Annotated in this window: 14 protein-coding genes; all 14 read right to left on the bottom strand. The window is 34.0% G+C overall.

Translation table 11 applies throughout. The features are described from left to right. Positions 1 to 137: 137 nt before the first annotated feature. On the bottom strand, positions 138 to 1,100 hold the full coding sequence (locus ACFPTQ_RS08045) for a BT_3987 domain-containing protein (protein ID WP_379776108.1): 963 nt from the start codon (positions 1,098 to 1,100) through the stop codon (positions 138 to 140). A 57-nt stretch (positions 1,101 to 1,157) separates the two neighbouring features. After that, positions 1,158 to 3,008: a RagB/SusD family nutrient uptake outer membrane protein gene (locus ACFPTQ_RS08040; protein WP_379776105.1), complete on the bottom strand. Its 1,851-nt coding sequence runs from the start codon at positions 3,006 to 3,008 to the stop codon at positions 1,158 to 1,160. A gap of 9 nt (positions 3,009 to 3,017) precedes the next feature. Beyond that, positions 3,018 to 6,434: a SusC/RagA family TonB-linked outer membrane protein gene (locus tag ACFPTQ_RS08035; RefSeq protein WP_379776102.1), complete on the bottom strand. Its 3,417-nt coding sequence runs from the start codon at positions 6,432 to 6,434 to the stop codon at positions 3,018 to 3,020. A gap of 114 nt (positions 6,435 to 6,548) precedes the next feature. Beyond that, on the bottom strand, positions 6,549 to 7,709 hold the full coding sequence (locus ACFPTQ_RS08030; protein ID WP_379776099.1) for a FecR family protein: 1,161 nt from the start codon (positions 7,707 to 7,709) through the stop codon (positions 6,549 to 6,551). A gap of 118 nt (positions 7,710 to 7,827) precedes the next feature. After that, on the bottom strand, positions 7,828 to 8,361 hold the full coding sequence (locus ACFPTQ_RS08025) for a sigma-70 family RNA polymerase sigma factor (protein WP_379776096.1): 534 nt from the start codon (positions 8,359 to 8,361) through the stop codon (positions 7,828 to 7,830). 483 nt (positions 8,362 to 8,844) lie between these two features. Next, a complete protein-coding gene (locus ACFPTQ_RS08020) occupies positions 8,845 to 10,482 on the bottom strand; it encodes a beta-N-acetylhexosaminidase (RefSeq protein ID WP_379776093.1) in 1,638 nt (545 codons plus the stop codon). A 122-nt stretch (positions 10,483 to 10,604) separates the two neighbouring features. Then, positions 10,605 to 11,936: an alpha-L-fucosidase gene (locus tag ACFPTQ_RS08015; protein ID WP_379776090.1), complete on the bottom strand. Its 1,332-nt coding sequence runs from the start codon at positions 11,934 to 11,936 to the stop codon at positions 10,605 to 10,607. Between the two features lie 139 nt (positions 11,937 to 12,075). Beyond that, positions 12,076 to 13,791, bottom strand: coding sequence for a PNGase F N-terminal domain-containing protein (locus tag ACFPTQ_RS08010; RefSeq protein WP_379776087.1), 1,716 nt, complete (start codon positions 13,789 to 13,791; stop codon positions 12,076 to 12,078). Between the two features lie 68 nt (positions 13,792 to 13,859). Then, positions 13,860 to 15,911, bottom strand: coding sequence for a glycoside hydrolase family 2 protein (locus tag ACFPTQ_RS08005; protein ID WP_379776084.1), 2,052 nt, complete (start codon positions 15,909 to 15,911; stop codon positions 13,860 to 13,862). A 111-nt stretch (positions 15,912 to 16,022) separates the two neighbouring features. After that, on the bottom strand, positions 16,023 to 18,653 hold the full coding sequence (locus ACFPTQ_RS08000; protein WP_379776081.1) for a family 20 glycosylhydrolase: 2,631 nt from the start codon (positions 18,651 to 18,653) through the stop codon (positions 16,023 to 16,025). A 90-nt stretch (positions 18,654 to 18,743) separates the two neighbouring features. Further along, positions 18,744 to 20,225, bottom strand: a complete 1,482-nt coding sequence (locus tag ACFPTQ_RS07995; protein ID WP_379776078.1) for a sulfatase family protein — start codon at positions 20,223 to 20,225, stop codon at positions 18,744 to 18,746. Positions 20,226 to 20,306: 81 nt separating this feature from the next. Then, positions 20,307 to 21,785, bottom strand: coding sequence for an arylsulfatase (locus ACFPTQ_RS07990; protein WP_379776075.1), 1,479 nt, complete (start codon positions 21,783 to 21,785; stop codon positions 20,307 to 20,309). A 109-nt stretch (positions 21,786 to 21,894) separates the two neighbouring features. After that, positions 21,895 to 23,754, bottom strand: coding sequence for a glycoside hydrolase family 35 protein (locus ACFPTQ_RS07985; protein WP_379776072.1), 1,860 nt, complete (start codon positions 23,752 to 23,754; stop codon positions 21,895 to 21,897). An 81-nt stretch (positions 23,755 to 23,835) separates the two neighbouring features. Continuing rightward, on the bottom strand, positions 23,836 to 25,206 hold the full coding sequence (locus tag ACFPTQ_RS07980) for a Gfo/Idh/MocA family protein (RefSeq protein ID WP_379776069.1): 1,371 nt from the start codon (positions 25,204 to 25,206) through the stop codon (positions 23,836 to 23,838). Between the last annotated feature and the right edge of the window lie 518 nt (positions 25,207 to 25,724).

Raw genomic sequence — 25,724 nt, 5'->3', positions numbered from 1 at the left:
CACTATTAAGCATAGAAATTAGTCTCACTAATTGATAAAGCAAGATTTAGTTAGCATTGGCAAAAAAAATACACGACAGCATTGCTACTGCCGTGTACTCTTTGAGTGCTTTACATAGCCCAATTAGTTATACCTCTTTAAGGTCTAATCCCTGTTGCAGTTACTTCAGCCAAAGTAAGACTCTGTCCGCCAGTATTTTGAACTCTAATATAACGTCCTGATACAGAAGTTAATATTTGTGTAGGTCTGCCTGCTTTACCAGCTGTATAAAAAGCTTTAACGCCTGGCTGTGCTAATGATTCTGCTACACTAGCTCCTGTGAAAGGCACTTCAGAAATAAATACATAAAAATTTATTGTACGATCATCGCAACAATCGGTTCTGTTCCAAATTTTTACATCATCAATTAGTGGAGAAATAGCACCTAAATCTACCTGCCAATATTGTTCAGCTGCTGCACCAGATTCACATACAGAACCTCCACCCCAATCGCCATTAGTATTACCATCAACTGCTCTCTGCGCGTTAAATGAGGCTGAAGGATTTTTCCAAGAGGCTGTCTTACCATTAGACAAATTACCTCGATTTGGCGTTGGGACCCTGAAAATATAATACTTAGTAGCCATAGCAGGATCTATAACAATATCACTTGCTGAAACTGATGCAACTTTTATCGGTAATAAATAATCTGTATCCAGATTAAGCATACCCGCTTTTACTACCAGATTTGTTTGCTGAGAAGCATTAGAGTCAACAGGTATTGTTAAGTTTGTTGCTTCCAATGAATAACTCCCTTCAGGCATTACAGAATAGTTGGTTTTATGAGCAGTATTATATGCAGCAACCTGATTATTATCTAAATCAATTGTTACGTCAGTACTTGTACTAACGGGAGCTTTGACAGCTACAGCCACTGGATATTTATACGGAGAGGTAACAAACGACAATAAAACTTTACTTTCTGTAGCTTCTTTAGCAGATGGAACTATAAAAATACCATTGTCCCCTTTATTTGTATCTTCATTTTCATTGCATGCCATCAATAAACCGAACAATGTAATGGTACAAAATAGATATTTAAAATAAATTATTTTTTTCATTTTCTTATTTTTTTGTTACTAACTTTATTAAAGTTATACTATACACATACTCCAAGACTACCATGATCCTGGGTTTTGAACTAATTTCTTACTCTTCTGTATTTCTACTAATGGAATTGGATATAAATACATTTTTTTCTCCCAAGCTACTCTAGTCTCATAAGGGGTACGTTGGAAAAATGCAGCTTCGGTACCACCATTCATGTTCATTCCATAAAAAGCACCTCCTTGACGTCCCTCTGCTTGATCAGCAATCATCCATCTCCTAACATCAAAATAACGTTGTCCTTCAGTAGCTAATTCTACACGCCTTTCTCTTCTTATTGCTAATCTTTGAGCTTGCTGATTACCTTGAATTCCTGGCTTAATAATCGAAAGCAATGGTATTCCAGCACGTTCTCTTACCTTATCTACATATTGTAATATTTTTGGATCTTGTGGATTAACCTCATTTAGTGCTTCAGCATATAATAAGTAAAACTCGGCAAGTCTAAATATTATAGAGGGTCTGTATTTACTTCTTGGAAAACTACCTTCGTTTCGAATGCTTTTATCTAATCGTTTGTATAATAGGTAACCAGACCAAGGATAATTTTCAGATGAATTATCATTTCCGCTACCTTTATTAAATTTAATTACATTATTAGTACCATTATGCCATTTACGACCATGGAACATCACTGTTTGATAAAAACGAGGTTCTCTATTAATCCACATTTTGTAAGTTCCTACACTGGTTTGTCCACTTAAATCCTCGCCAGCCGAAGAAAATCCATTTTCACTGTACATTGGTGATTCGTTAATTGGTAAGCCATCTAACATAAAAAAGTCATCCACTAACTCCTGAGTCACTGCAATAGATGCAAATCCTGCCCCTTCAGTTCTTGGAGTAAGTCTTCTATCAGTTCCGTCGTCGCTTAGAAGTCCCCAATCATTATTGGGGGTAGCCCAAATAATTTCGTCATTATATTTCTGAAATAATTCATATAGAGACGTGTGGGGATTGAAAACACCTGCGTTCTTATATAGTTGATAATTTCCTGCTTCTGCAAAATCTATTAGTGCTTTTGTTGCATCCAACGCTTTTTGCCATTTAGTACTATCAAATGCAGGAAAAATCTTTTTACCATCTTCAGGATTCGCTATCGTTAAAGCTTCACTATAGCCTCCATTTAAAAGTGGACTGGCTGCATACATCCATAACTTAGCTTTTACCGCCAGTGCAGCACCTTTTGTTGGAAGTGCTAAAAATGCTTCGGCTGTTTCTTTATCATTTAGTTGACCAGCAACTTCGGTTAATTCACTATCTATAAAACTCACTACTTCATCTACCGAATTTCTAGAAAAATCTAAATCTGAAGAATTTGGATCAACGGCAGTTTTCATTATAGGAATTGGTCCATACAATTCGAACAACAAATAATGGTAATAGGCTCTTAAGAATCTAGCTTGAGCTTTCATTTTAGCAAGCTCCTCCTCATCAATATAATCTGCTGAACCACTTTTCGGTATTACTTTGGCGTTTTCTAAAAATAAATTGGCCTGTCTAATTAGTGGATATAAGAGACCCCATCTATGGAAAGGGGCATTAGCTGCATTAAACCCATTAGATGTAAGGTTTCGCAGGGGTCCTTGAGCCATTTTTAGCTCATCGGTTGAGCCTGCCCATGGATTATCTAAACCATTCATAGCATAATCTGTTCCAAATATCATACACGAACTATTGGTAATTCCTGAGAAAATGTTTCTATGAAACTGTCTAGTATTAGAAGGCATACTAAACACCTTCTCTAAAGTCATTTCAGCAGCCAATTCGTCTGAAACATCTAAATAGTCTTTACTACAACTTGTAGCTATAGCCACTAACAAGAATAAAATAGCTATATATAATTTATTATATAATTTCATGATTTTTTTTTAAAGTGTTAGTTCAAGTCCAAAAGTTATTGTTCTAGGTAACGGATAATTCAAACCTGCATTTGCATTTCCTATTTCAGGATCCCACATTTTAATCTTATCCCATACATAAAGATTGTTTCCCATTACGTATATTCTTCCTGTAGTTAGTCCCAATTTATTCAACAAGCTTTTATCTACATTATAACCTATTTCAACATTTTTTAGGCGAATATAACTAGCGTCTCTTAACCACCAAGTACTAGCAACTCTATTATGGAAATAAGTTGAAGATCTTTGACGAGGGAACATTACATCTTGAGAAGGGTTATTTACCGTCCATCTATTTAACCCTTCTTTTCTTACAGAACTTTCTTCAACTCCGAAAGTAAATGGGAAGAAACCCTCTGGATTTGATCCTCCTAGTACTGTAGATACATTACCTGCACCTTGGAAAAATCCATTTAAATAAAAATTCTTGTACTCAACATTAAAACCAAAACCGTAAACTATTTCTGGAACAGTAGGCATTGCAGCATTTCTAGTTTGATCAAATTGATCAATTTTACCATCCCCGTTAAGATCCTTGTATTTAATATCACCTGGTAAATTATTTGAGCTTAGTGTAGAGACAGCCAAACCATCTTTTAAAGTATAAACATTCGCTCCATTTACTACTGATATATCAAAATCATTTTCAGTATAAAGACCTTCAGCAATATAAATATTAGGAATATTCAAACGGGTTCCTGTAACGTTCATCCATGAATAAGGTTGCTTAACCTCATCAAATTCTGTTATTTTATTTCTAGCAAAGGTAAAAGTTCCTCTCAAACCAACTACAAAGTCGCCAAGCTGTTTTCTTCCATTCAAGGTAAGATCAACCCCTTTATTAGTTACCTTCCCGAAATTTTGCCATGGTGCCTGTCTAAAACCTGTTGATGCCGAAACTGTGTTTCTTTGTAACAAAATATCATATCTAGAATTATCAAAATAATCTGCCTGTAACGTTATATTGTTATTAAAAAGCCCCAGATCTATTCCTATATTTCGTTTGTCTTCAATTTCCCAGGATAAAGTTGGTGCTGCAAATCTACCTTCAGCATACCCACCAATACCATTTAATGGACCACTTCCTCCAATACCAATTGAATAACCTGTAGCACTAACAAAAGTTCCTCTATATAAGAATCTATCACCTCCAGTATTATCATTTCCTGTTCTTCCAATAGATGCTCTAATTTTTAAATCATTAATTACATCTTTTATACCTGTAAAGAAACTTTCATTACTTGCGTTCCATGCAACACCTACTGCTGGGAAAAATCCATATCTATTGCCCTTAGAAAAAGCTTCACTTCCTGTAATTCCAAAATTTGCTTCAATAGAATACCTACGATCGAACATATAGGTAGCTCTACCTATATATGCCTCTTTTCTAAAAGCAAGTGCTTCATTACTTAGTTGAGTTTCTTTTTTATAGTACAGCAACATTCCTCCGACAAGATGCTTACCATCAAAGGTCTTACCATAGTTCAAAGATGTTTCGAGATATATGTTTTTATTTCCAGTATTACTTTCAACAGGCTCTCCAAAAACTGTCTCATTTACAGTTTGGCTATACATCAAATCTCCATTAACATCTCTTCCATTTGCAATAAACTGGGCCGGTCTTTTTGTTCTAGTTGAAACATATCTAGAATCAGAATCATAACTAACAACCCCTTTTACCATTAACCCATCAGTAACTACATCAAGCTTTTGTTCTATAGCTACTTTTGATTGTATACTACTTCTCCACTCTTTTGCATATCCCGATTCCATAAGTAAATTATATGGGTTGGAACGATTATCACTAGGTGTTGGATGAGAGGCAAAAGTTCCATCCGAAAAAATCATTGGATATAAGTTTGGCGGTGCTAAAGTAATATTTCTAAACAGTGCGGCAGTTCCAACTCCTGGATAATTGGTTTCTAAATACTGACCACTTAAATCAACTCTTAATAAAGTAGTATTCGTTACATCAAAATCTACATTTGATCTCAAGTTGTAACGTTTCAATCCAATATTATTTTCATAATTTACATTAGGATTAGATTTAAAAAGACCACTTTCTCCAAAATAGGCTCCAGAAATAAAGAAACGTGCTTTTTCTCCTCCTCCTCTAAAATTTAAGGTATGTCTTTGATTATTAGTAGTATTTCTCAACAAATCAAGCCATTGTACATCTGGATATAAATCAGGATCTAGACCAGATTGAGTTCTTGCTATTACTTCATCAGAAAATTTAGGCTGCTTACCTTCATTACTCAGACCTTCATTGTAGAGTTTCATAAAATCAACTGCACCTAAAAACTCTGGCAAACGAGTAGGTTGCAATAAACTATACTCTCCTCTGTAGCTAATCAGTGTTTTTTGTGCTTTCCCTCTTTTCGATGTAACCAATATTACACCATTGGCTCCCTCAGCTCCATATATAGCAGTAGATGCCGCATCTTTTAATATCGAAAAAGTCTCTATCTCATCTGGCTCTATATCGTTCATATTCCTAGGTATTCCATCTACTAAAACCAATGGTGTTGTCCCTCCTTTAAAGGAGCTAATACCTCTAATCCAAAATTCAGAATTATCATAACCAGGCTCACCCGAACGTTGAACAGCAATAATTCCAGATACTCGACCAGCCAAATTATTACTTAAACTCCTTGTTGGTAATTTAAGCTCTTCACCTTTTATTGTGCTTATTGAGCTCACTACGCTTTCCTTTTTTTGCTTTCCAAATCCAACTACAACAACATCATCTAATGATGTTGCATCCGCTTCTAATATTATTGTAATATTAGTTTTTGAATTTACTGGAACTTCTTTTACCAAAAAACCCATGTAAGAAACAACCAACACTGCATTTTTGTCTTTAATGGTTAATTTGAAATTACCATCGATGTCAGTCTGAATACCATTTGTTGTTCCTTTCTCCAAAACATTGGCTCCAATCAATGGTTGTCCTGAAACATCAACCACTTTTCCAGATATTTCAATACTTTGTACTTCTTTACGGACAACAACAGGTTTCAAATTCTCCTTGATTACTATAGTACTGCCATTAGCAACCTCAAAATAAAATTTATTGTTTGTTAAACTTTGCTCTAATAATTTAGTCACAAAGATTTCACCTTTTTTTAATTGTACCCTAGGTGCTTCACTAAATAATTCCTTAGGGTAAATAAAACGATAATCAGTTTGTTTTTTAATAATTTTAAAGACTTGATCTACCGTAACTAATTGGTCATGGTCTATCTTTATCTTTTCTTGTGAAAACGCATCTCTAGCATTAAAACTAAAAACGGTAGTGCAAAATAAAAAGATGAAAGTTTTCATAATGGTTAAAAATAACCGCTCTTTAAAACGAGAAAGAGCAATAGTTAATTTAATTTTCATAAATTTGCTTTTGTGTTAGTTATACAATGATTAATACTCAATTAGAGGGACGAAGTTTAAACACCGCCAAATGTCAATAAACTTCGCTCCCTTTTTCTTATCTATTTTTTAGTCTTATTTCAACATAATAGTTTTACCTTTTATTCTATATTCTCGAATTATACCAAAATTTTTAATTACCGATAAAATATCCTCTAAATTTTGCTTTTTATCTAATATACCTACGAACTCCTGATTTTCAAGAGATTTATTCAAAAAAACAAAATCAACATCATACCATCTAGACAACACATTGGTAATTTCTCTCAGAGTTGAGTCGTCAAAACTAAAAATCCCTTCTTTCCATGATATTTCATCATAAACATCAACATTTGATATTGTTATCATTTGATTATTAATATCTAAAACGGATTGTTGACTCGGTTTTAAAAATTGTTTACTTCCTTCAAGGTTTATTGTAACCTTACCTTCCACTAGAGTAGTGTAAACATTATCTTCATCCCTATATGCTTTTATGTTAAACTCCGTACCTAATACTTCAACTTCTTGTTTTTGGTTTAAAACTTTAAATTTAGCCCCTTTATGAGCTGTGCTTGGGGATACATCAAAGTAAGCTTCTCCATAAACTAACTCCACCTCACGCATTTCTCCTTCTAGAAATGCAACAGGATATTTTAATTTTGATTCTGAATTCAACCAAACATTTGTTCCATCAGATAATTTAACAAAATATTGCCCTCCTCTGGGAATAGTCAAATAATTAAAAACATTTTTAGACTTTGAATTTACTCCCGAATTATAAACCAGTTTTTCTCCATTACTAATTAGATTACTTGAAGAATAGCTTTTACCTTTCCCAAGAGTGATATTAGAACCATCTTCTAAAGTAAGAATTGCTTTTTCTTTTCCAGGTTCAATATTTAAAACAATAGGCGTTTTTTCTAAAGCTGTACTAAACAACGTATCCTTAAAGAAATAACTCGTAAGTAATAAACCTGATATCATTGCAGCTGCTGATAACCTCCAATAGAACCTCTTATTAGATACTTTTATTCTTTTCACCACATTTTCCCAATCGCCTTCCTTGTCTATTTGATTAATTAAATATTGACGCTCTTTAATTGAAGATGCATCATTAATATTTTTAATGATATAATCCGCATCTTCACTATTAAACAATTGAGATTGCTCTACTATCTCAGTATTCTTTTTTTTGTTTAAAAATGAAGCGGCTAAGCTCTTAGATAAGTTAATTATTTGTTCAAAATTGGACATAAGAAATCTGATTATATATATAAAACGACAAAATGATTTAATAGGGTGAAGAAATGTAAAAAAAATGTTAAGATTAAATTTTACAAAAAATCATATGTGAAAAAAATCTGTAAAAAAACTACTTAAAAAATTTAAGTAGAAAAAAAAATAAAAAGTAATATTCTTCTAGCAATGGTCTTAACTTTTTATAGGCTATTTTTTTTTGCGTTTTAACAGTATTGATGGACAAACCTAGCTCATCAGCTATTTGTGAAACGGTATATTCTTTCAAACTTAATCTAATAATGTTTGCGCATTTATCCGGAAGCTCGTTTATGGCTTTTTCAACAATAGTTGATACCTCAATTACAACGACTTCTCGAAGAAAAAATGATTCCGTTTCAATTTTTTCTAACTTCCTAGCTGATAAAAAATCTATAGATTTATATCGCTTACTTTTTAGGTAATCTAGCGATTTGTTTTTTACGGAGGTGTAGAGATATGCCTTTGCTTCGTTTATATTTTGGAATTCAATTTTATCCTCCCATATTTTTATAAAAACATCCTGAACAACGTCTTTTGCAACATCCATATTTTCTAAGTATTTATTTGCAAGTAAACGCTGAGATGCATAGAACTCATCAAAAAGGCTTTTATATTCTTTTTTAGTCATTTAACACAAAGTTGTTGGTTATTTATTTTCAAATTTATACAAAAGAAATAATTTTATGATTTTAAAACTATAAATTAATATACAAGTATTTTTAAATTTTATTTACTATAACCATCGATATTACTATTTTTTTTAAATAATGTTAAGAAAAACCTTTGTTTGGTATCGTCTACCTTTTTTTAATTTTATTAAATTAAGTTAGAATCATTTTCTCTTTAAGAATTAAAATCAAATCTATCACAAAATGTGATTTAACTTTCTCCCTGCATTATAAGCTCATTCCAATTTGTTGTCTTTAATTGAAGAAATTGCTAAGCATTTTTCAGAACAGTAGTGTTTTAGACATTAATCAAATTAGTAAATTTGCAAAACAAAGAAGAAGAAAACAATAAAAAACCTTTTAAGATTTCATTTTTTATAAATTATAAAATGTTACCAAATAAAAAAATGCAGCCCAAATTGAGCTGCACCTTTTAATAAAAATTACTCTTTATCTTTGAAATAATTAGCTCCCCACATATCATACCTCTTTTTCATCGTTTCGATTTTGGTTTCGAAAACAGGCCAGCTTTTACTTTCCTTTGGCGACCATAGTACTTCACTCAATGCACTTAAACGAGGAAATATCATGTATTCTACTTTAGCTGGATTAACCATATATTCTGTCCAAACATTTCCTTGGGCACCCATTACATATTTAGCCTCTTGTTTATTCAATTCTTTAGGAATAGGCTCATAGCTGTATATTTTCTCTAATGAAGTAAAACCTCCAATGGTAACTTCTTTTTCATTCTTTGTTTGAGAGTGATCCAAATAAACGTGGCTTCCTGGAGTCATAATCACCTGATGGTTTTCTTTGGCAGCAGCTATACCACCACTTTCGCCTCTCCAGCTCATTACTATCGCATTTGGTGCAAGACCTCCTTCTAATATTTCGTCCCAACCGATTAAAGTTCTTCCGTTTTTATTAATGTATTTTTCCATTCGTTGGATAAAATAACTTTGAAGTTCATGTTCGTCTTTCAACCCTTTTTCTTTTATAAGCTGTTGACAAAACTTACTTCTTTTCCAGGCATCTTTAGGAGATTCGTCTCCTCCAACATGAATATATTTCGACGGAAATAAAGCCATTACTTCATCAAGAACATCTTCTAAAAACTTAAAAGTATATTCAGTTGGAGCATACACATCCGTAAAAACCCCCCATGTTTCCTGAACTAGTTTTACTCTACCATTTGCTAATTCTTGTTTGCTTTTTTCAGAAATCATGTTGTCAGGAATAGCTGTTTTTTCATCTGGAAAACAACTTAACATAGGGTAAGCTGCAATTGCGGCACTACTATGACCTGGCATCTCAATTTCTGGAATTACCGTAATAAATCGGTCTGAAGCATATTTCACAATCTCCTTCACTTCTTCCTGAGTATAAAAGCCTTCCTCAGGTGTATTATCACTTCCTTTACCTGGATATCTTCCTATAATAGATCCGTTTCTTTTAGAACCTATTTCAGTAAGTTTAGGATACTTTTTTATTTCAATTCTCCAACCTTGATCTTCCGTCAGATGCCAATGAAAATAATTCAACTTGTGTAAAGCCAAATAATCAATGTATTTTTTAATAAAAGAAACTGGAAAAAAGTGACGCCCCACGTCCAGCATCGACCCTCTGTAAGCAAAACGAGGTTCATCTTTCACATCTACTGATGCAATTTTTAAACTATTGCTTTTTTCTACAGGAAGTAATTGAATAAGAGTCTGCATTCCATAAAAAGTTCCTGTAGCTGAATTTCCATTAATTACCACGCCGTTAGCATCGGATTTTAAAGTATATCCCTCTTTTTTAAGTCCATCAATATTTTTATGGCTGTTAAACTGGATGCTATTTTTTTTGGCGGCTTTTACTATTGGCAACTTAAAACCATAGTAATCTGATAAATAATCATTGAAAAAAGCCGCAGTAGCACCATCCTGTTTATTGGAAACCACCAAACTTGTTTTAGGACTTATTATAAAACTACCGGCATTTGTGGTGACTTGCACTGGCTGGGGAATAATTTTTACTTCTTGTGCAAATGAAAACACACCACATAAAAGTAAAGTAAGGATAAATGATCTAACCATGTTTACGTTTTTTTTTAATTAATTTATTATTGTTATTATTTCAAATTTCATACAGTTCTCTTCTATTTTGAGAACTAATTTCTAATTTAGAGATTGTGCTAATAAAACAAATGAATATTTTTTTATTTCAACCCTCCCTGTCCATTGTACAATTCTATAGGTTTGTCCAATTTCAATTTTAAAACTGTGACATATTTATCTTGAATAGCCTCTGGAAGATCTATGTAAACCAATCCAGGTACAGGGCTCCAAGAAATTTTACCTACAACTTTATGTGTAAGTTTTGTTCCATCCCCTACTACAGTAATAGCTTCAATTTTACAATTCAACCCCTTAACCATTAATTGCCCTGTCGTTTTTCCAGGTACAAATAAGTAAAGCGTCGTGGAATCTTTAGACAAAGTAGTAGGTCCATAAAAATGTCCTTGCGGAATCCCACCAATAGTATTAAATATTGCCTCTCCATGTTTCCTATTCCAAGCTCCTAATTCTTTAAGTACAGTTACTTCTTCTTCAGGAATAGTTCCGTCTTCCCGTGGGCCAATATCCAAAAGCAAATTGCCTCCATTTGCTACAGCATCAACAAATATGGTTATGATTTCATAAGGTGTTTTCCAGTTTTGGTCTTTAGGTTGATAACCCCAATTATCATTAATAGTCATACATAACTCCCACCAATCAAACGCTGGTCGGCTGACAGGGAAGTTTTGTTCCGGCGTAGCATAATCACCATATCCCTGAAGACGTCCATTAATAATTGAAGAAGGATTTCTGGAAAGGATAATTTGGCGGGTTTTCTCTGATTCCCATTCTTCTGCGCTATGCTCCCAATCTCCATCAAACCACCACAAATCAGGATTAAATTGGGTGCTGATTTCTTTTATCTGCCCCTGAAAAAAAGCTCTGAATTTATTCCACCGCTGGTAGTCATTCTGCACACTATATCTTGAACTGTCTTTTAAAAAACCGGGATAGTCCTGATTTGTCCAATCAATCAATGAAAAATAGGCTCCACATTTTAAATCTCTTTTACGTAATTCATCAAAGAAAGGCTTGATCATGTCCCTTTTTGCAGGAGTCGCTTTTACAGAACTGAGGGTATTCAATTTTGTATCATACATCGCAACCCCATCATGATGTTTAGTTGTGATAACGGCATATCTGGCACCGCTTTCCTTAATTAAATCTGCCCAAACGGCAGGCTCATATTTCTTGAGTGTAAAACCTTTTAATTGTTTCATGTAATTGGCATGACTTATCTCTTTGTTATGAAAACTCCATGATTCACCAATACCATCCACGGCATAAATACCCGAATGGATAAAGATTCCCAACTTAGCATCAGCAAACCATTGCATTTTTTCTTTAATGGTTTTAGGATCAATTTTAGATTGTGCAGTGCCGCAAAAAACAGTTCCACTAAAGAGTGCCAACGCTATTATTTTTTTTATCATTTTGACAAATTTTATTTAAACAGAACGTTATATAATTTTAAAAAACTTTGACTCCAAACTATTTGATTTTAAAAAATACAACCCAAGTGGAATTAAACTTAACTCCGTAACATAAATAGTCACAATTCTTTACTGATTTTTATTTCCAGACTAAACAACCTGAAACATTCCAAGCACTAAAACTTCCTCCTTCGGGTTTCCCCATTGGGATTTGAACCTGAATAGTATGTTTTCCTGCCTTTAAATCTCCTAAATCAATATAAATTGGAGTCGTAACAGTACCCGGACACCAATTCGACCGACTTAAATCCGAAGAGGATAAGCCATCAGAAAAATTACCAGATGAAGGGTTAAACAAACGATATGATCCACAATCCTGTCTCCACGGGATAAATGAAAATATGGCTTTCCCATCCAGAAGAATAGTATTCTTTTTTGGTACAAACTCATCTCCGTTTTCCCAACCTCCATGACCAGTAGTAATATATTTGAGTTGAGCGCTTTTGACATCTTTATCCAAAATAAAGCTAACTTCAAGTCCTTTTTCTGTGTTAAACATACTGCCATAATTCTGACCTTCCATTTCTAAAACATTTACAGTATTGAATAATGGCAATACATTGTTTTCTTTCAAGACCAAACTTCCTTCTGATTTGTTTTCTCCTGGATGGATCGTAATATTCATTGAAACTTTATGTCCTCCATTGTCATAATTCCCGATTGTCATTCCAACCCAAAGTTCTTTCCCGCTTAAATAACTGCCCAAATCAGTAATTTCCTGTCTATAAGGCGTTACTTCATGCCATTTTTTATCTTTTAATTCCAGATAATTGTATTGCTTAATTCCAAAAGGGGTAAAAAATCGCATCATTTCCAATAACGGGGAATAATTATCCGTTGCAACAACCCCTTGATACTCCGATTGATTTCCATTAGTATATATAGGCAATTGTTTGACTCCTTTTTGCAATCCGTCCAAAAACGAAATGCTTTTATCCGTTGGAATAATAAACGCTGTACCTGTCCTGTCGTATGCATCTCCATTAGAATTTTGTTGAAGATCAATGAAAATTTTTTGACCTTGTTTTATTTCAGGGAATTTTATTTTTCGAACAAGTATAAGTCCTTTGGCAAACTTTAAAATACTGTCGTTGGATTTTGCTTCATCAGAGAATCGCACCAATTCTTCTTCAAAAACTTTAATGGTTTTAAAACGGCTTTTCCAAAGAAAATCACGATAACTCAGGGCATCCATTTTAGGAGCTGTATAAAAATCGTTTGAAATAAAAATAGATTGACCCTTTTTTAATACTTCTATTTTTGATGCTGTTATAACAGAATTATTATTTCTAACCATTTCCAACACCAATCCTAAATTTTGACCTAAAACGGTAGGCGCTCCTTTAACTTTTAATTGGGTAGTATACCAAAGTTCAATACTATTAGAGTTAACAACCGTTTTTGCTTTTTTGCATAGATACCCTAGAATTATTTTTGTCTCGTTGACCAACTCAATATTCTGCTTCAAAATAGAGTTATTATCAACCATGGCAATACTATGGTTCGCTTTTAAATAAGTCAATTGTATCAACGAATTATCGGCTCTATTAATTCTGGTCTCTTCAAAAGGATAATTATTTTTTTTATTTTGAATATTTTCAGAAGATAATAAGGTCTCTTTTTGATTGGTAAAAACTAGTATAGGATCTTGATTTTCTACTTTTTTACCATTCGAATATTTTATATAGGTAATTTTATACCCATCCAAATTTGCTTTTTCTGCAACTTGGGCATCGCAAAAACTCACTACGAGTAGCGATGTGACGATTATTTTAACGATTATTGACTTATACATTTTTATTTAATTTATTATAAGACTTCTTTTTTCATAAAATAAAATCATCTTGCTTTTTATATCAATACTTATTTAAAGGTTTCGAAAACTTCATTAGGATAAAATGACTTCTGCGATGCAATATAGCCTGTTGGCCTAACTATGGTAATAATCCCTTTACCATCATACAAATCATCCACTTCAAAATTAATTTTCTCCCCAGGTTTTAAGGTTGGTAAATCATAAGCTTTGGTACTGGTGTAATTATCCGTTTTATCAGACAGATACAATTTATACCCTTTTACAATGTGTTGCGGTAAACCGATACTGCCAAAGACGGTTAAGTTCAGTTTTCCTTTTTTCAAAACACTTGTATTTTGAACTTCTACAGGCGAAGATTGCTCTCGTAATACTTTCATAGATGGTTTTGGCTTGCCATACATATCATAAATACCGTGTACCCTTTGTTTCAATTTACCTTCACCTCCACCGTAATGCGTACGATAATCGGTCAAGTCAAAATAAATTCCGCCTTCTATATAAGTCTTCGTTTCGTACATAGCCATGTGATAAATCATATCTTCCACTCTACGCTCGTCCCCACCTTTAAAATTAGGTTCACACAAACCAAACTCCGAAATAAAGAAAGGTTTATCTGGATAGCTCATATGTACACTGTCCAAATATTGATTAATTTTCCCAACAGGAACATCCCACCAACTTCCACCATATTCATTCATCATGATATAATCGCCTAAACTTCCTGCATCAGGTGTAAATTTAGGATCATTGTAATATTGCTTATTCAAAGTATTACTCACATAACACACAGAACGTGTTGGATCTAATTTACGAGTTTTCGCAATCAATCCTTCAATCATTTTTTTCATGTTAGTATCACGACCACGCAACTCATTTCCCGCGCCCCAAGCAAAAATAGAAGGATGGTTATAATGGTTTGAAATCATGGTTTCCAACTGGCTATGGGCAATTTTCTCAATGGAAGTATCAGACGGAGTATCAGGTCCCCACAAAGGAACTTCCTCCTGAATAATGATTCCGTTACGGTCACAGAAATCATAAAATGCATCATCTTGCTGGAAATGAACTCGGCTAAAAATACAATTCACATCTTTCATCAATTTTCCGTGACGAATGATTTCTGCTTTTGTTTCTGCAAAACCAAAATTAGGATTCGATCCCGCAGTCCACTCCACTCCCATCACTTTAATCGGTTCATTGTTCAAATGCAGTTTAGTGCCCACAAATTTGATTTCGCGAAAACCGAATGAACTACTTATTTTATCAGTAGCCTTACTCCCGTTTAACAAAGTAATATTGGCACGGTATAAATTTGGAAAATCAAAATGCCAAGGATTCACTTTTGGCAATTTGAAAGTTAAAACCGCTTCGCCATTTTCCCAAACTGGTTTAACTGTAGTTTGCAAAACAACATTGTGCGTAACTTGATTATCCTCGGTGATTTGAACTTTAAATTTTAGGTTTTTGTTGGCATCACTTTGGCGCAGACCAATATTAATTTTTACATCTCCCTGACTGGTTTCTACATTCAATTTTGGTGTGATATGTGCATATGCCATTGCCGGACGATTGCTCACTAATAAGGCAACTTCTCTAATTATTCCGCCATCGTTTGGCCAATCGAACGAATCTGCATAAGGAACTTTCATTTTTCCAAAATCATTATTACAGGCAACGGTAATAGTGTTTTCGGCATTAAAATTCAACACGCCATCTAAGTTGATAAAGAATTTATTGAAACCATCACCAATATTTTCTTTCACTTTTTTACCATTAATATAAATAGTTGACGTATGGTTTATGGCTCCAAATTGCAATACCAATTGTTTGCCTTTCCATTTGGCAGGCACAAACATTTTTTGTTGATACCAGCCCCAGCCGTAATGTTTTTCATTTTCTTTTTCGATATTCCAAGTATGCGGAACGGTTACCACACGACCATCAGTCCAGTTTTTTGAGAACCATTGTTTCGCAAAACCTTCGGCTTGTTTGTCTATTTTAAATTGCCAGTTTTTATTTAATGGAATAGTATCTCTTTGAGCAAATGTGGATAAGCTAAATAAGAGCATTAGAATAATAAAGTGGTATTTGGTCTTCATATTTAATAAGTATATTGTTTAATAAATTAGCTAATCATAAAAGGTAAGTATGACTTAGTCCTTTTATTTTATTCGTATTTAATTCTTTTTATTGTTGGAAAAGCAGCTTATTTATTCAGTTACTTCAACAAAAGTGAACATCCATTTTACTGGATTTTGCCAATTGAGGCCTTTGAATGAACCTACTGGTAATTTTACCTTAATTGTATTCCATCCTTTTTTTAAAGTAATTTTTGTTGGTTCTCTAAATTCGTATCCTTCATCAATCAATGGGATTTCAAGATTTCCTTTTTGGTTAGGATGTTTCCAATGTGGCGGCTTAACTAACTCATTATTTACCCAAACTACGCTGTTTAAATTATTCCAGGTACCTGCATTTGGCGAATCGGTATTCATGGAACGGGATAAATTATTAAAACCGATCCAAAATTCTTGCTGTTTATCTACATCACTCCAAATTTGGGTTTTGGCATACCAAGTTGTGTTTTCTTTTGGTTGCTCAATGACACCCGAAATTTGAGGTGCCCACCAATGTCTCATCACTAAAGTACCGCCAGACGCTTTGTACATTGGTTTTTCTTTTGATGCATTAAATTTTTCCTTTTCAGGTGTAAAAGTTTTGGTTAAATCCCCTTTATTATCAAAAGGTCCATAAATATCCCAAACTAAATTAGCTTGCTTAACATAATTAAAAGCTAAGCCTATAAAATATTGCTTTTTTTGATCTAACAAACGGTTTTCAAACTCCGCAAAGGCATTGGCTCTTTCGGTATATGGTTGGCCAATGGTTGCTGTCCAGCCTGCATAACCACCACCTTGCCAAGAGCGTTCTGCAAAAGTTAACATTCCAGGATAAACCGGATTCATTGTCATAACATCTTCTTCATTGGCTACAGCCCTATCATTCCATACACATACAATTCCGCCCAAAGCATTTTCGTTACCCGCAGTTAAATTGCATATTTGACGATTAAAAATGGTAACTACACTTTCTAAAGGATCCATATGATTTAAATACAAATGCCTTGAATCTATATATTTTATGTTTTTGTTTTTACTTACACTTGTTGCTCCTTCCATCCAAAGCTGACGAATTACCCCATCGCTAAAATTACCACCTGGCTCCCATCCTATCACTTTTTTGCCTAAACTTTCTGTTAAGGCAATAACTTCGGGCAAAAATTTCTGATTGGTAATTTTTACTTCATCGGCACCTAAATGTAAATAGGGTACATCATAGGTGGAACAAAATTCTTTAATAATGTTTTTTACAATTTCTAAGCCAGCATCACTCTGCATATCTACTCCCATCGCTCTTTTGAATGCGGCGCTATGACCTGGCATATCAATCTCTGGAACTAGGGTTATGTATCGTTCTTTGCAATAATTAATCAACTCTTTTAAATCTTCTTCGGTATAATATTCGCCTTTATCACGAAGCATATGTTCCGGAGCGGTTAACTGGGGATATAGCTTGCTTTGTAAACGCCAGGCAATATCCTCGGTAGGATGAAAGTGAAAAACATTTAGTTTATAAGCCGCCATCGCGTCGATTTGTTCTTTTAAAAGTTTTACCGATTGAAAATTTCTTCCCACATCGACCATAAATCCACGCCATGCAAAAGCAGGCCAATCTGTAATCTCAGCTGCATCTACAAAAACATTGTCACGCATTAACTGCAATAATGTTTGAATCCCATTAAAAACTCCCTGAGGCGTATTGGCAGTAAGCACAATTTTATCCTTGGCTGTTTCCAGATGATAGGCCTCAGATTGATTTTGTGGTGCCACAACATTTCCTAAACGAAGCTGAATGTAATTTTCCTGATCAGTTACTTTATCAGTTAATTTCACTCGCAATCCTTTTTTCTCCATAGCCTTTTTCAAAACCAAAACTTCCTTTTCCAAAGCAGGATTATTCAATAGAATTGTCGTTGTTGAAGACAAAGAAAAATACCCTTTATTCCATTTCAGCTGTTGCGGTTTGGGCAATAGAGAAGGTTTCGATTCCAGATCAAACACATAAGGATAAACCAAATGTTTCCATAGTAAATATCCGTCTCCCTTAAGATGCAAACCGTCATTGGTAAACTCTTTTGTCATCTTTCCATTCTCATCACAAAATGGAGTGTGCAAATCAATATAGGCATAATGATAAGCCGTCGCATTTTGTTTCAGATTGGCATTTAACTGTTTTATCTGTTCTCCTTTGCTGGTGTGTCCGCCAAATTTTTTATAGACATCATTAACAGGCAATATACTTTGGATGTACAATTGCGTCGAAGGAGATTCCTGTTTTAGATAAGAAGCTATTTTTGTAATATTTTTAAAAATACTATCAGTCGAAATATTTCTTGAAAGGTCATTAGTCCCTATCAGCAAAAAAACTTTTGCGGGTTTCCTGATAATAACTTCATCTATTCGGCTTAGTACTCCTGCACTTATGTCACCGCTTATTCCACGGTTCTTAACCCGCTTGTCAACAAACAATTCACCCCATTCCGCTCCATCAGAAATACTATTTCCCAGAAAAATGATATCATTTTTTGTCATTGGAAGAGTTCTAAAATGAGAAACCCGCTGATGATAGTAAGTTGAAAACAAACTATCAGGTAATATTGTTTTTTTAACTTGGGAATTGGTACCAGATATAAATACTGGTGTGTCTTTTTGTTGCGCATTGGCACTACCAAAAATTAAAAAGAATATTATAAAGGCAATGTTTTTCATTATTTTATTCATAATTTATTACTTCATTTTATCCAATAACTATAGTACTTTTTAATTATACTCTATTGCTATTATCTATATATTTTTCCTTAAAAATCAAACTTATTTTTTTTTATTAGTACGTGCTTTTATCTTTTGCAAATTTTCGGATAATTCTTCTACTAGTTCAGGATATTTATCTGCGAGATTATTTTTTTCTCCAATGTCATTCTTCAAATCATAAAGCTGTGCTTGTAAACTATTACCTAGCTCTATGTTGGTAACTTTATTTAAAGCTGGGCCTTTATTAGGCTCAATATATTTCCAATCGCCTTTTACAATAGCTAAAGACACTATTCCCTGTTCAACAAGAACAGTACGTCCCTTGTTAGTTTTTCCAAGATGAGCATTCAAAATATTTTCACTATCTACAGCGGTGTTTCCTTCTATTTCTACATTAAGTAATTTTGAAAAAGAAGCCATCAAATCAACCTGGGAAATTAAGGCATCAGAAACTTTTTGTTTTGTTTTTCCTGGCCAACTTACCAAGAATGGAACTCGTGTGCCTCCTTCAAACAAACTATATTTTCCACCACGTAAAACACCTGCAGGCGTATGTCCATTTAATTTTTCGACTGCCTCGTCCTGATAACCATCATTAAGAACTGGTCCATTATCGCTACTAAAAATGATAATGGTGTTTTTTGCGATACCAAGAGATTCTAATTGCTTCATAATTTCCCCAACAGTCCAATCTAATTGTAATATGGCATCTCCTCGGTAGCCTAAATCGCTTTTTCCCTTAAACATTGTAGAAGGCATACGTGGTACATGCGGTTCTGTTAGTGTGTAATGTAGAAAAAATGGTTGGTCTTTATTAGTCTCAATAAATTCTTTTGCTTTAAACAAAAATGTAAGCGGCATTTCTTCATCAGTCCATCTGGCTTTATTTCCGCCAGTCATGTAACCAATACGTGCGATTCCGTTTACAATTGTATTATCATGTCCATGATTAGGAGAAGATTGCATTTTCAATAGTTCAGGATGCTCTTTTCCTGTAGGATCATTACCAATCTTTTTTTCATAATCAACCTGAATAGGATCATTAGAATCCAACGCAAGAACCTTATGATTTTCGACAAATATGGAAGGAACTCTATCCGCTGTGGCTGGAAAAATAAAGGAATAATCAAATCCTACTTCGTTAGGTCCTGGTTTTAATTCTCCATTCCATTCTTTTTCTAAACTATTCCCTAATCCCAAATGCCATTTCCCAACTATACCCGATTTATATCCTGCTTTTTGAAACAAAGAGGGTAATGTCGGTTTATCTATAGGAATTATCAAGGCTGCATCACCAGGTAAAATTCCGGTTCCTGCTGTTCGCCAAGGATATTGCCCTGTCATTATAGCATAACGGGATGGTGTGCAGGTAGCCGAAGTGGAATGCGCATTGGTAAATCGAATACCTTGTTTGGCTAATTTATCTATATTAGGCGTACTTATTTTTGTAGCTCCGTAACAACTTAAGTCTCCATAGCCCAAATCATCGGTTAAAATGAATATAACATTTGGTTTCTTTTGGGCAAATAGTACGCTTGTCATGAAACATACTATCAATACAGTTCTTATTTTATTCATTGCTAATTTTAATATTTGAAATCCGCAAATAACCTCAGCATTGCTTTATTTATTTTCGGGAAATTTTGGTTCTATAAATTCCCAATCCCTTATATGAGACAACTGGTGTTCTTTATTCAATATCTCTTCAAACTTCTTTGCTAGTTCTGGATTCTGGGAGGCAACATCTGTTGTTTCTTTTTCATCCTTTTCAAGGTTATAAATTTCCCAAGGAGCATTTTTATTCTCCTTCATATTGCTTTTAACTCCTTTCCAATTTCCCATTCGAACAGCCACCTGACCACCTTTTTCCGGAAATTCAAAATAAAGGTAATCGTGTTTCTTTTGTTTATTATCCTTCCCCAACAAAGTTGGTAAAAACGAAATTCCATCATTGTTCCATGCCTTCACCCCAGTTATTTCAGATAAGGTCGCCATCAAATCAAACTGGGCAGAGATATGATCCGTTACCATTCCTTCCTTAATTTTTCCTGGCCAGCGGGCAATAAAAGGCTCACGGATTCCGCCCTCATATAGATCTTGTTTTCTACCTCTTAATCCTGCAACACTATTAAAAAAATTAATATCAGCACCACCCGTATCAAATGTAGCACCGTTATCACTTGAGAACATCACTATAGTGTTTTCATCCAATCCGAGTTCTTTCAATAATTTCATAATTTCTCCCACCTGTTTATCCATATAAGTAATCATGGCAGCATAAGTTGACCTCGGATAAAGTGAGGATGCGTATCCTTTTTCACCTCGGTAGGGTTTCTCTTCAAATTGACCTATGTATTCTTTTACCGCTTCATCTGGCGCCTGAAGCGAAACATGAGGTCCTGTGTAAGGCAAGTATAAAAAGAATGGTTTCTTCCTGTTTTCTTTGATGAACTCAAATGTTTTTTCAGCCATTTTTGTTACTGAATACTCTTTCCCTTTGAAATAATCGAAAGCGGTATTGGGAGCATCTTTTACCAAAGGTTTATGCACTTGGATATACGGATTATTCAACATGACCCGTTTCCCATTTTCCCAAAGATGGGTAGGGTAAAAATTATGTGCCTGTTTCTGACATAAATATCCATAGAAATAGTCAAACCCCTGCTTATTAGGATCACCAGTGGTGTTACTCATTCCTAACCCCCATTTACCAATAGCTCCTGTAACATAACCGGCCTGTTTCATCAACTTGGCAATAGTAAAAGTACCTTCAGGCAATGGCATTTGTCCTCCTTCATTCTCATCTTCAAATCCTCCTAACTCGTAATTACCACGAATATAGGAATGTCCACTGTTTTTCCCTGTCATTAGCATGCAACGAGAAGGTGCGCAAACCGGCGCACTGGCATAATGCTGCGTAAATTTGATTCCTTCCTTTGCAATTTTATCTAAATTTGGTGTCTTTATTTTTTGCTGACCATAACTGCCCAACTCTCCATACCCCATGTCATCGGCATAGATATAAATGATATTTGGCTTTTTTTGGGCAAATACAAAACTTGTAATCAAACACACAAAGAATGCTTTCCAAATTTTATTCATACTTTTATTTTTTGTTTACACTAATGAATCTCTATTTAGAATTAATAATAGCATTAATTACCATTGTATTGCAAACTATGTTCTCCTTGAAGAAGAAAAATCACACTTTTTATTGTCCCTTTTCTGGTCTTAAATCCTGTAAAATAGGTGTATCAATACTGCTAACTTTATTTTGTAACACATCATTTTTTTGTTCAAAAATCATGATGGTATTTTTACCTTTTTTCAACCAGCATCCCGGTAGATATAAAGTTTGTTGTGGACCAACACTCCAATAGCGTCCAATATTAATTCCATTTACAAAAACAATCCCTTTGCCCCAATCACGCATATCTAAAAAGGTATCTCCAGTTTTAGAAAGATTAAATGAACCTTGGTATAAAGTTGGACGGTTTATTTTTCCAGTATTCTTATTTTTAGCCAATTTGGGTTCGGTACTCATAGGTAATTTGTACATTTCCCATTCTCCTGTAATTGTTTCTCCATTGATAATAACAGGCGAAATAATTCCTTTGTTATTTTCATTGATTTGAGATCCATAATTAATACGTCCCATATTTTCAACAACAATATCCAAAGTTGCATTGAAAGGAATATCAATATCACAGTCGTATTTTTTGTAATATCTGTTTAATTCGGCCACTTTTTTTCCGTTAACATACACTATAGCATAATCACGTAAGCCTTTTAGTTCTAATTTTCCACTAATCGGTTGCGTGAATTTTTTACTGTACCAAACATAACCATCTCCTTGGTTCAACTGTTCAAAAGTCAAAGGATTGTCTTCTATTACCGGAATTATTTCCGATTTTAAATCGGCTAAATCAACAGCAGTAGTCAAAGAAATTTTGGGTATTGTAATCACCTCCATCTTAGAAGGAACCGCAGGCGTTTCGGTTGTTTTTAATAACTCTCTTAAGGCATTGTATTTAGGAGTTGCCCATCCTGCCTCACTAATTGGCGCATCATAATCATAGGAAGTCATATCAGGCTGAATATCATGATTCTTATCATAATTAGCTCCGGAAGTGAATCCAAAATTAGTCCCTCCATGAACCATATAATAATTAAATGAAACTCCGTTGTCTAAATATTTTTTAGTCTGACGAACAGTTTGCTCCGGTTTTTGTGTCGGGAACGGTTCTGCCCAATGGTCTAACCAGCCTGGATAAAATTCAGCTACCATGTAAGGTCCTTTTCCATTATTAAACTGATCAACTACCTTTTTTAATTTTACTACATCTCCTTCGCCATTAGCTGTAGGTAATGCTCCCGGTAATGCTCCTCCTTCGAATAACCAGCTCCCGTCAGAAGTAAAGAATGGAACTTCAAAACCGATGTCTTTCAATTGTTGGAACACAGCAGCACTATATTTTTTATGCTCATCTAAAGGTATATCTTTACGTTGTGCCACATAAGAACCAAATTCATTTTCCCCTTGAACCATGATAATAGGTCCTCCTTTGGTAATTTGTAAATCTTTAACCTGATTGTATAATTGTGTGAAGTATGATTTAGTAGCAGCCAAATATTCTGTATTAAAACCACGAATTACCATATTGGGAACATTTTGTAAAAACCAAGGGTAACCACCAAATTCCCATTCGGCACATACATATGGTCCGGGACGCAAGATTACAAATAAACCTTCTTCTTGTGCAATTTTAATATATTCTGCCACATTTTTATTTCCTGTTTTAAAATCCCAAACGCCAGGCGATACTTCGTGGTAATTCCAAAACACATAAGTAGCCACCGCATTTAATCCCATGGCTTTCATCATTTTTAAACGATGACGCCAATAAGGTTGTGGAATTCGGGAATAATGCATTTCACCTGAGTGAATTTGTACTGGTTTGCCATCTAACAAAAAGTTACCATCGGCAATAGCAAAATTATGTTTTTGTTGCGCTAATAGTGTAGGCAACATAAACAAGAAAAACACAAGGGCTAAAAATATTTTTTTCATTTTCATTTTTTTTATTAAATCTAAGAGAGTGATTTCGTTATGTACCACACTCTTTTATATGAAAGTTTTGGAATTGAATTTTTATTTAGAAAATTCTAATCCTTTTAGTTTGTTCCATCCTCCACGAGTAAAATCTGGTATTTCAACTGGAGCCGAATTGTTATCAAGAGATTTTTCTGTTAAAGGAGCAAGACAAGACCATTCAGCCAAGTCGTACACATCCATATCTAATGGAAGACCATTTTGCAAACAATAGATTAATCTGTAATCCATTATAAAGTCCATTCCACCATGCCCTCCCACTTTCTTGGCCTTTTCTTCTATTCCAACCACGATAGGATGTTTGTATTTTTCCATCAAAGCTTTTTTTACATTTGCAGGAACATAACTGTGGGCAGTTAAATTTTCATGATTTGGAACAACATCCGAACCTATCTCTTTTGAATCTAAAGCATAACCTTCAACTGGATACTTATTTGCAAATCCTTTTGTTCCACTAACCTGATACATACGACTATAAGGACGAGGAGAAGTTACATCATGTTGAATATGAATTGTCTTCCCATTTTCGGTACGAATCATGGTCATAGTATGATCACCATTTCTAAAATCTTTAACTTCTTCTCCAGTTTTTTCTTTGATGTAAGCGGGATTACCCACTGCTTTTGTATCCATAGAAACTAAAAAGTTCATTTTATCCCCACGATGAATATTTAATACTTGACAAGCAGGTCCCATCCCGTGAGTAGCATATATGTCTCCACGATGTTTTCTGTTGTAATCCATACGCCAGTTATTCCAATATTCTCCCCAAAAAGGTTGAAGTCCGTGAATATAGGATCCTTCAGCATGCATAATTTCTCCCAATAACCCTTGTTGAACCATATTTAAGGTGGTTAATTCAAAGAAGTCATATACACAATTTTCTAATTGCATACAGTGTTTTCGTGTTTTTTCAGAAGTATTGATTAAATCCCAAATTTCATCCATTGTCATAGCACCAGGTACTTCAATAGCTACATGTTTACCGTCTTTCATGGCCTGAACACCAATTTGTGCATGGTGTTTCCAATCGGTAGCCACATAAATAAGATCTACATTAGGAAGCGCAGTTACTTTGCGCCAGGCATTTTCATCTCCAAAAAATTCTTTCGCTTTAGGAAGTCCTGCTTTAACAAGAATTTCATTTGCTGATTTCGTTCTATCTTCTAACATATCACAAAGTGCAACAATCTCTACTCCTGGTATATGTGTCATACGTTCTACTGCACCTGGACCACGCATACCTAAACCAACAAAGGCAATACGCACATTAGCGATGGGGGTTGTAGCCAGACGCAAAACATCTGTTTGTCCTTTAGGTCGTTTAGGACTAGGGGTTTTTATCATTTGAGCTGATACTTCAGCAAAGACTAAAAAAATTAAAAATAAATTAAAGATTTTGGTTTTCATGTTTTTATATTTAAAAGTGTAAGCCATTATTTAGTTTAATGAGAATATTCAAGAATTTTTCTAAAATAATTATATAATTATTTACTGATTAATAATAAAACAAGAACTACTTATTTTTAAAAAAAATAATCAAAATAGAACTTCAATGATTATACTTTTATGAGCTTTCAAAAGACTCATTTAAAGTAAATCAAGTTTATTTTTTTTAATTTAAAAGTTCATAATTAAGACGAAACTAGATATTAAATTCTAATTTAACAACAAAACCTCTAGAAAATGTTCTCGAGCACGCTATTAAAAATACAGAGAAATAAAAAAATAAAATATAAAACCTTTAAAAAAAATAATTTTCTAGTAAAAAAATAATAATTCCATATTTTACACTGCTAAATGAGTTTAAATATTAAATAAATCACAATATTATTTTTTTTTAATAATAAAGCTTAATTAATTAACAAAAACACACAACCAACCAAAAAAATCCTATAAATTACATTTTACAACTTCTTAAATAACAT

Origin of the sequence: Flavobacterium sp. GCM10022190, assembly GCF_042656445.1 — a bacterium.
Taxonomy (GTDB): Bacteria; Bacteroidota; Bacteroidia; order Flavobacteriales; family Flavobacteriaceae; genus Flavobacterium; species Flavobacterium nitratireducens.
The sequence above is the reverse complement of the archived record's forward strand: the minus strand, read 5'-3'. Positions and strand labels throughout refer to the sequence as shown.

Excerpts from the sequence above, each read along its gene's own strand:
- ACFPTQ_RS07995 (WP_379776078.1), bottom strand. The coding sequence starts at position 20,225 with ATGACAAGCGTACTATTTGCCCAAAAGAAACCAAATGTTATATTCATT.
- ACFPTQ_RS08030 (WP_379776099.1), bottom strand. The coding sequence starts at position 7,709 with ATGTCCAATTTTGAACAAATAATTAACTTATCTAAGAGCTTAGCCGCT.
- ACFPTQ_RS08020 (WP_379776093.1), bottom strand. The coding sequence starts at position 10,482 with ATGGTTAGATCATTTATCCTTACTTTACTTTTATGTGGTGTGTTTTCA.
- ACFPTQ_RS08025 (WP_379776096.1), bottom strand. The coding sequence starts at position 8,361 with ATGACTAAAAAAGAATATAAAAGCCTTTTTGATGAGTTCTATGCATCT.
- ACFPTQ_RS07990 (WP_379776075.1), bottom strand. The coding sequence starts at position 21,785 with ATGAATAAAATTTGGAAAGCATTCTTTGTGTGTTTGATTACAAGTTTT.
- ACFPTQ_RS08035 (WP_379776102.1), bottom strand. The coding sequence starts at position 6,434 with ATGAAAATTAAATTAACTATTGCTCTTTCTCGTTTTAAAGAGCGGTTA.
- ACFPTQ_RS08010 (WP_379776087.1), bottom strand. The coding sequence starts at position 13,791 with ATGTATAAGTCAATAATCGTTAAAATAATCGTCACATCGCTACTCGTA.
- ACFPTQ_RS08040 (WP_379776105.1), bottom strand. The coding sequence starts at position 3,008 with ATGAAATTATATAATAAATTATATATAGCTATTTTATTCTTGTTAGTG.
- ACFPTQ_RS08045 (WP_379776108.1), bottom strand. The coding sequence starts at position 1,100 with ATGAAAAAAATAATTTATTTTAAATATCTATTTTGTACCATTACATTG.
- ACFPTQ_RS08000 (WP_379776081.1), bottom strand. The coding sequence starts at position 18,653 with ATGAATAAAATAATGAAAAACATTGCCTTTATAATATTCTTTTTAATT.
- ACFPTQ_RS07985 (WP_379776072.1), bottom strand. The coding sequence starts at position 23,754 with ATGAAAAAAATATTTTTAGCCCTTGTGTTTTTCTTGTTTATGTTGCCT.
- ACFPTQ_RS07980 (WP_379776069.1), bottom strand. The coding sequence starts at position 25,206 with ATGAAAACCAAAATCTTTAATTTATTTTTAATTTTTTTAGTCTTTGCT.
- ACFPTQ_RS08015 (WP_379776090.1), bottom strand. The coding sequence starts at position 11,936 with ATGATAAAAAAAATAATAGCGTTGGCACTCTTTAGTGGAACTGTTTTT.
- ACFPTQ_RS08005 (WP_379776084.1), bottom strand. The coding sequence starts at position 15,911 with ATGAAGACCAAATACCACTTTATTATTCTAATGCTCTTATTTAGCTTA.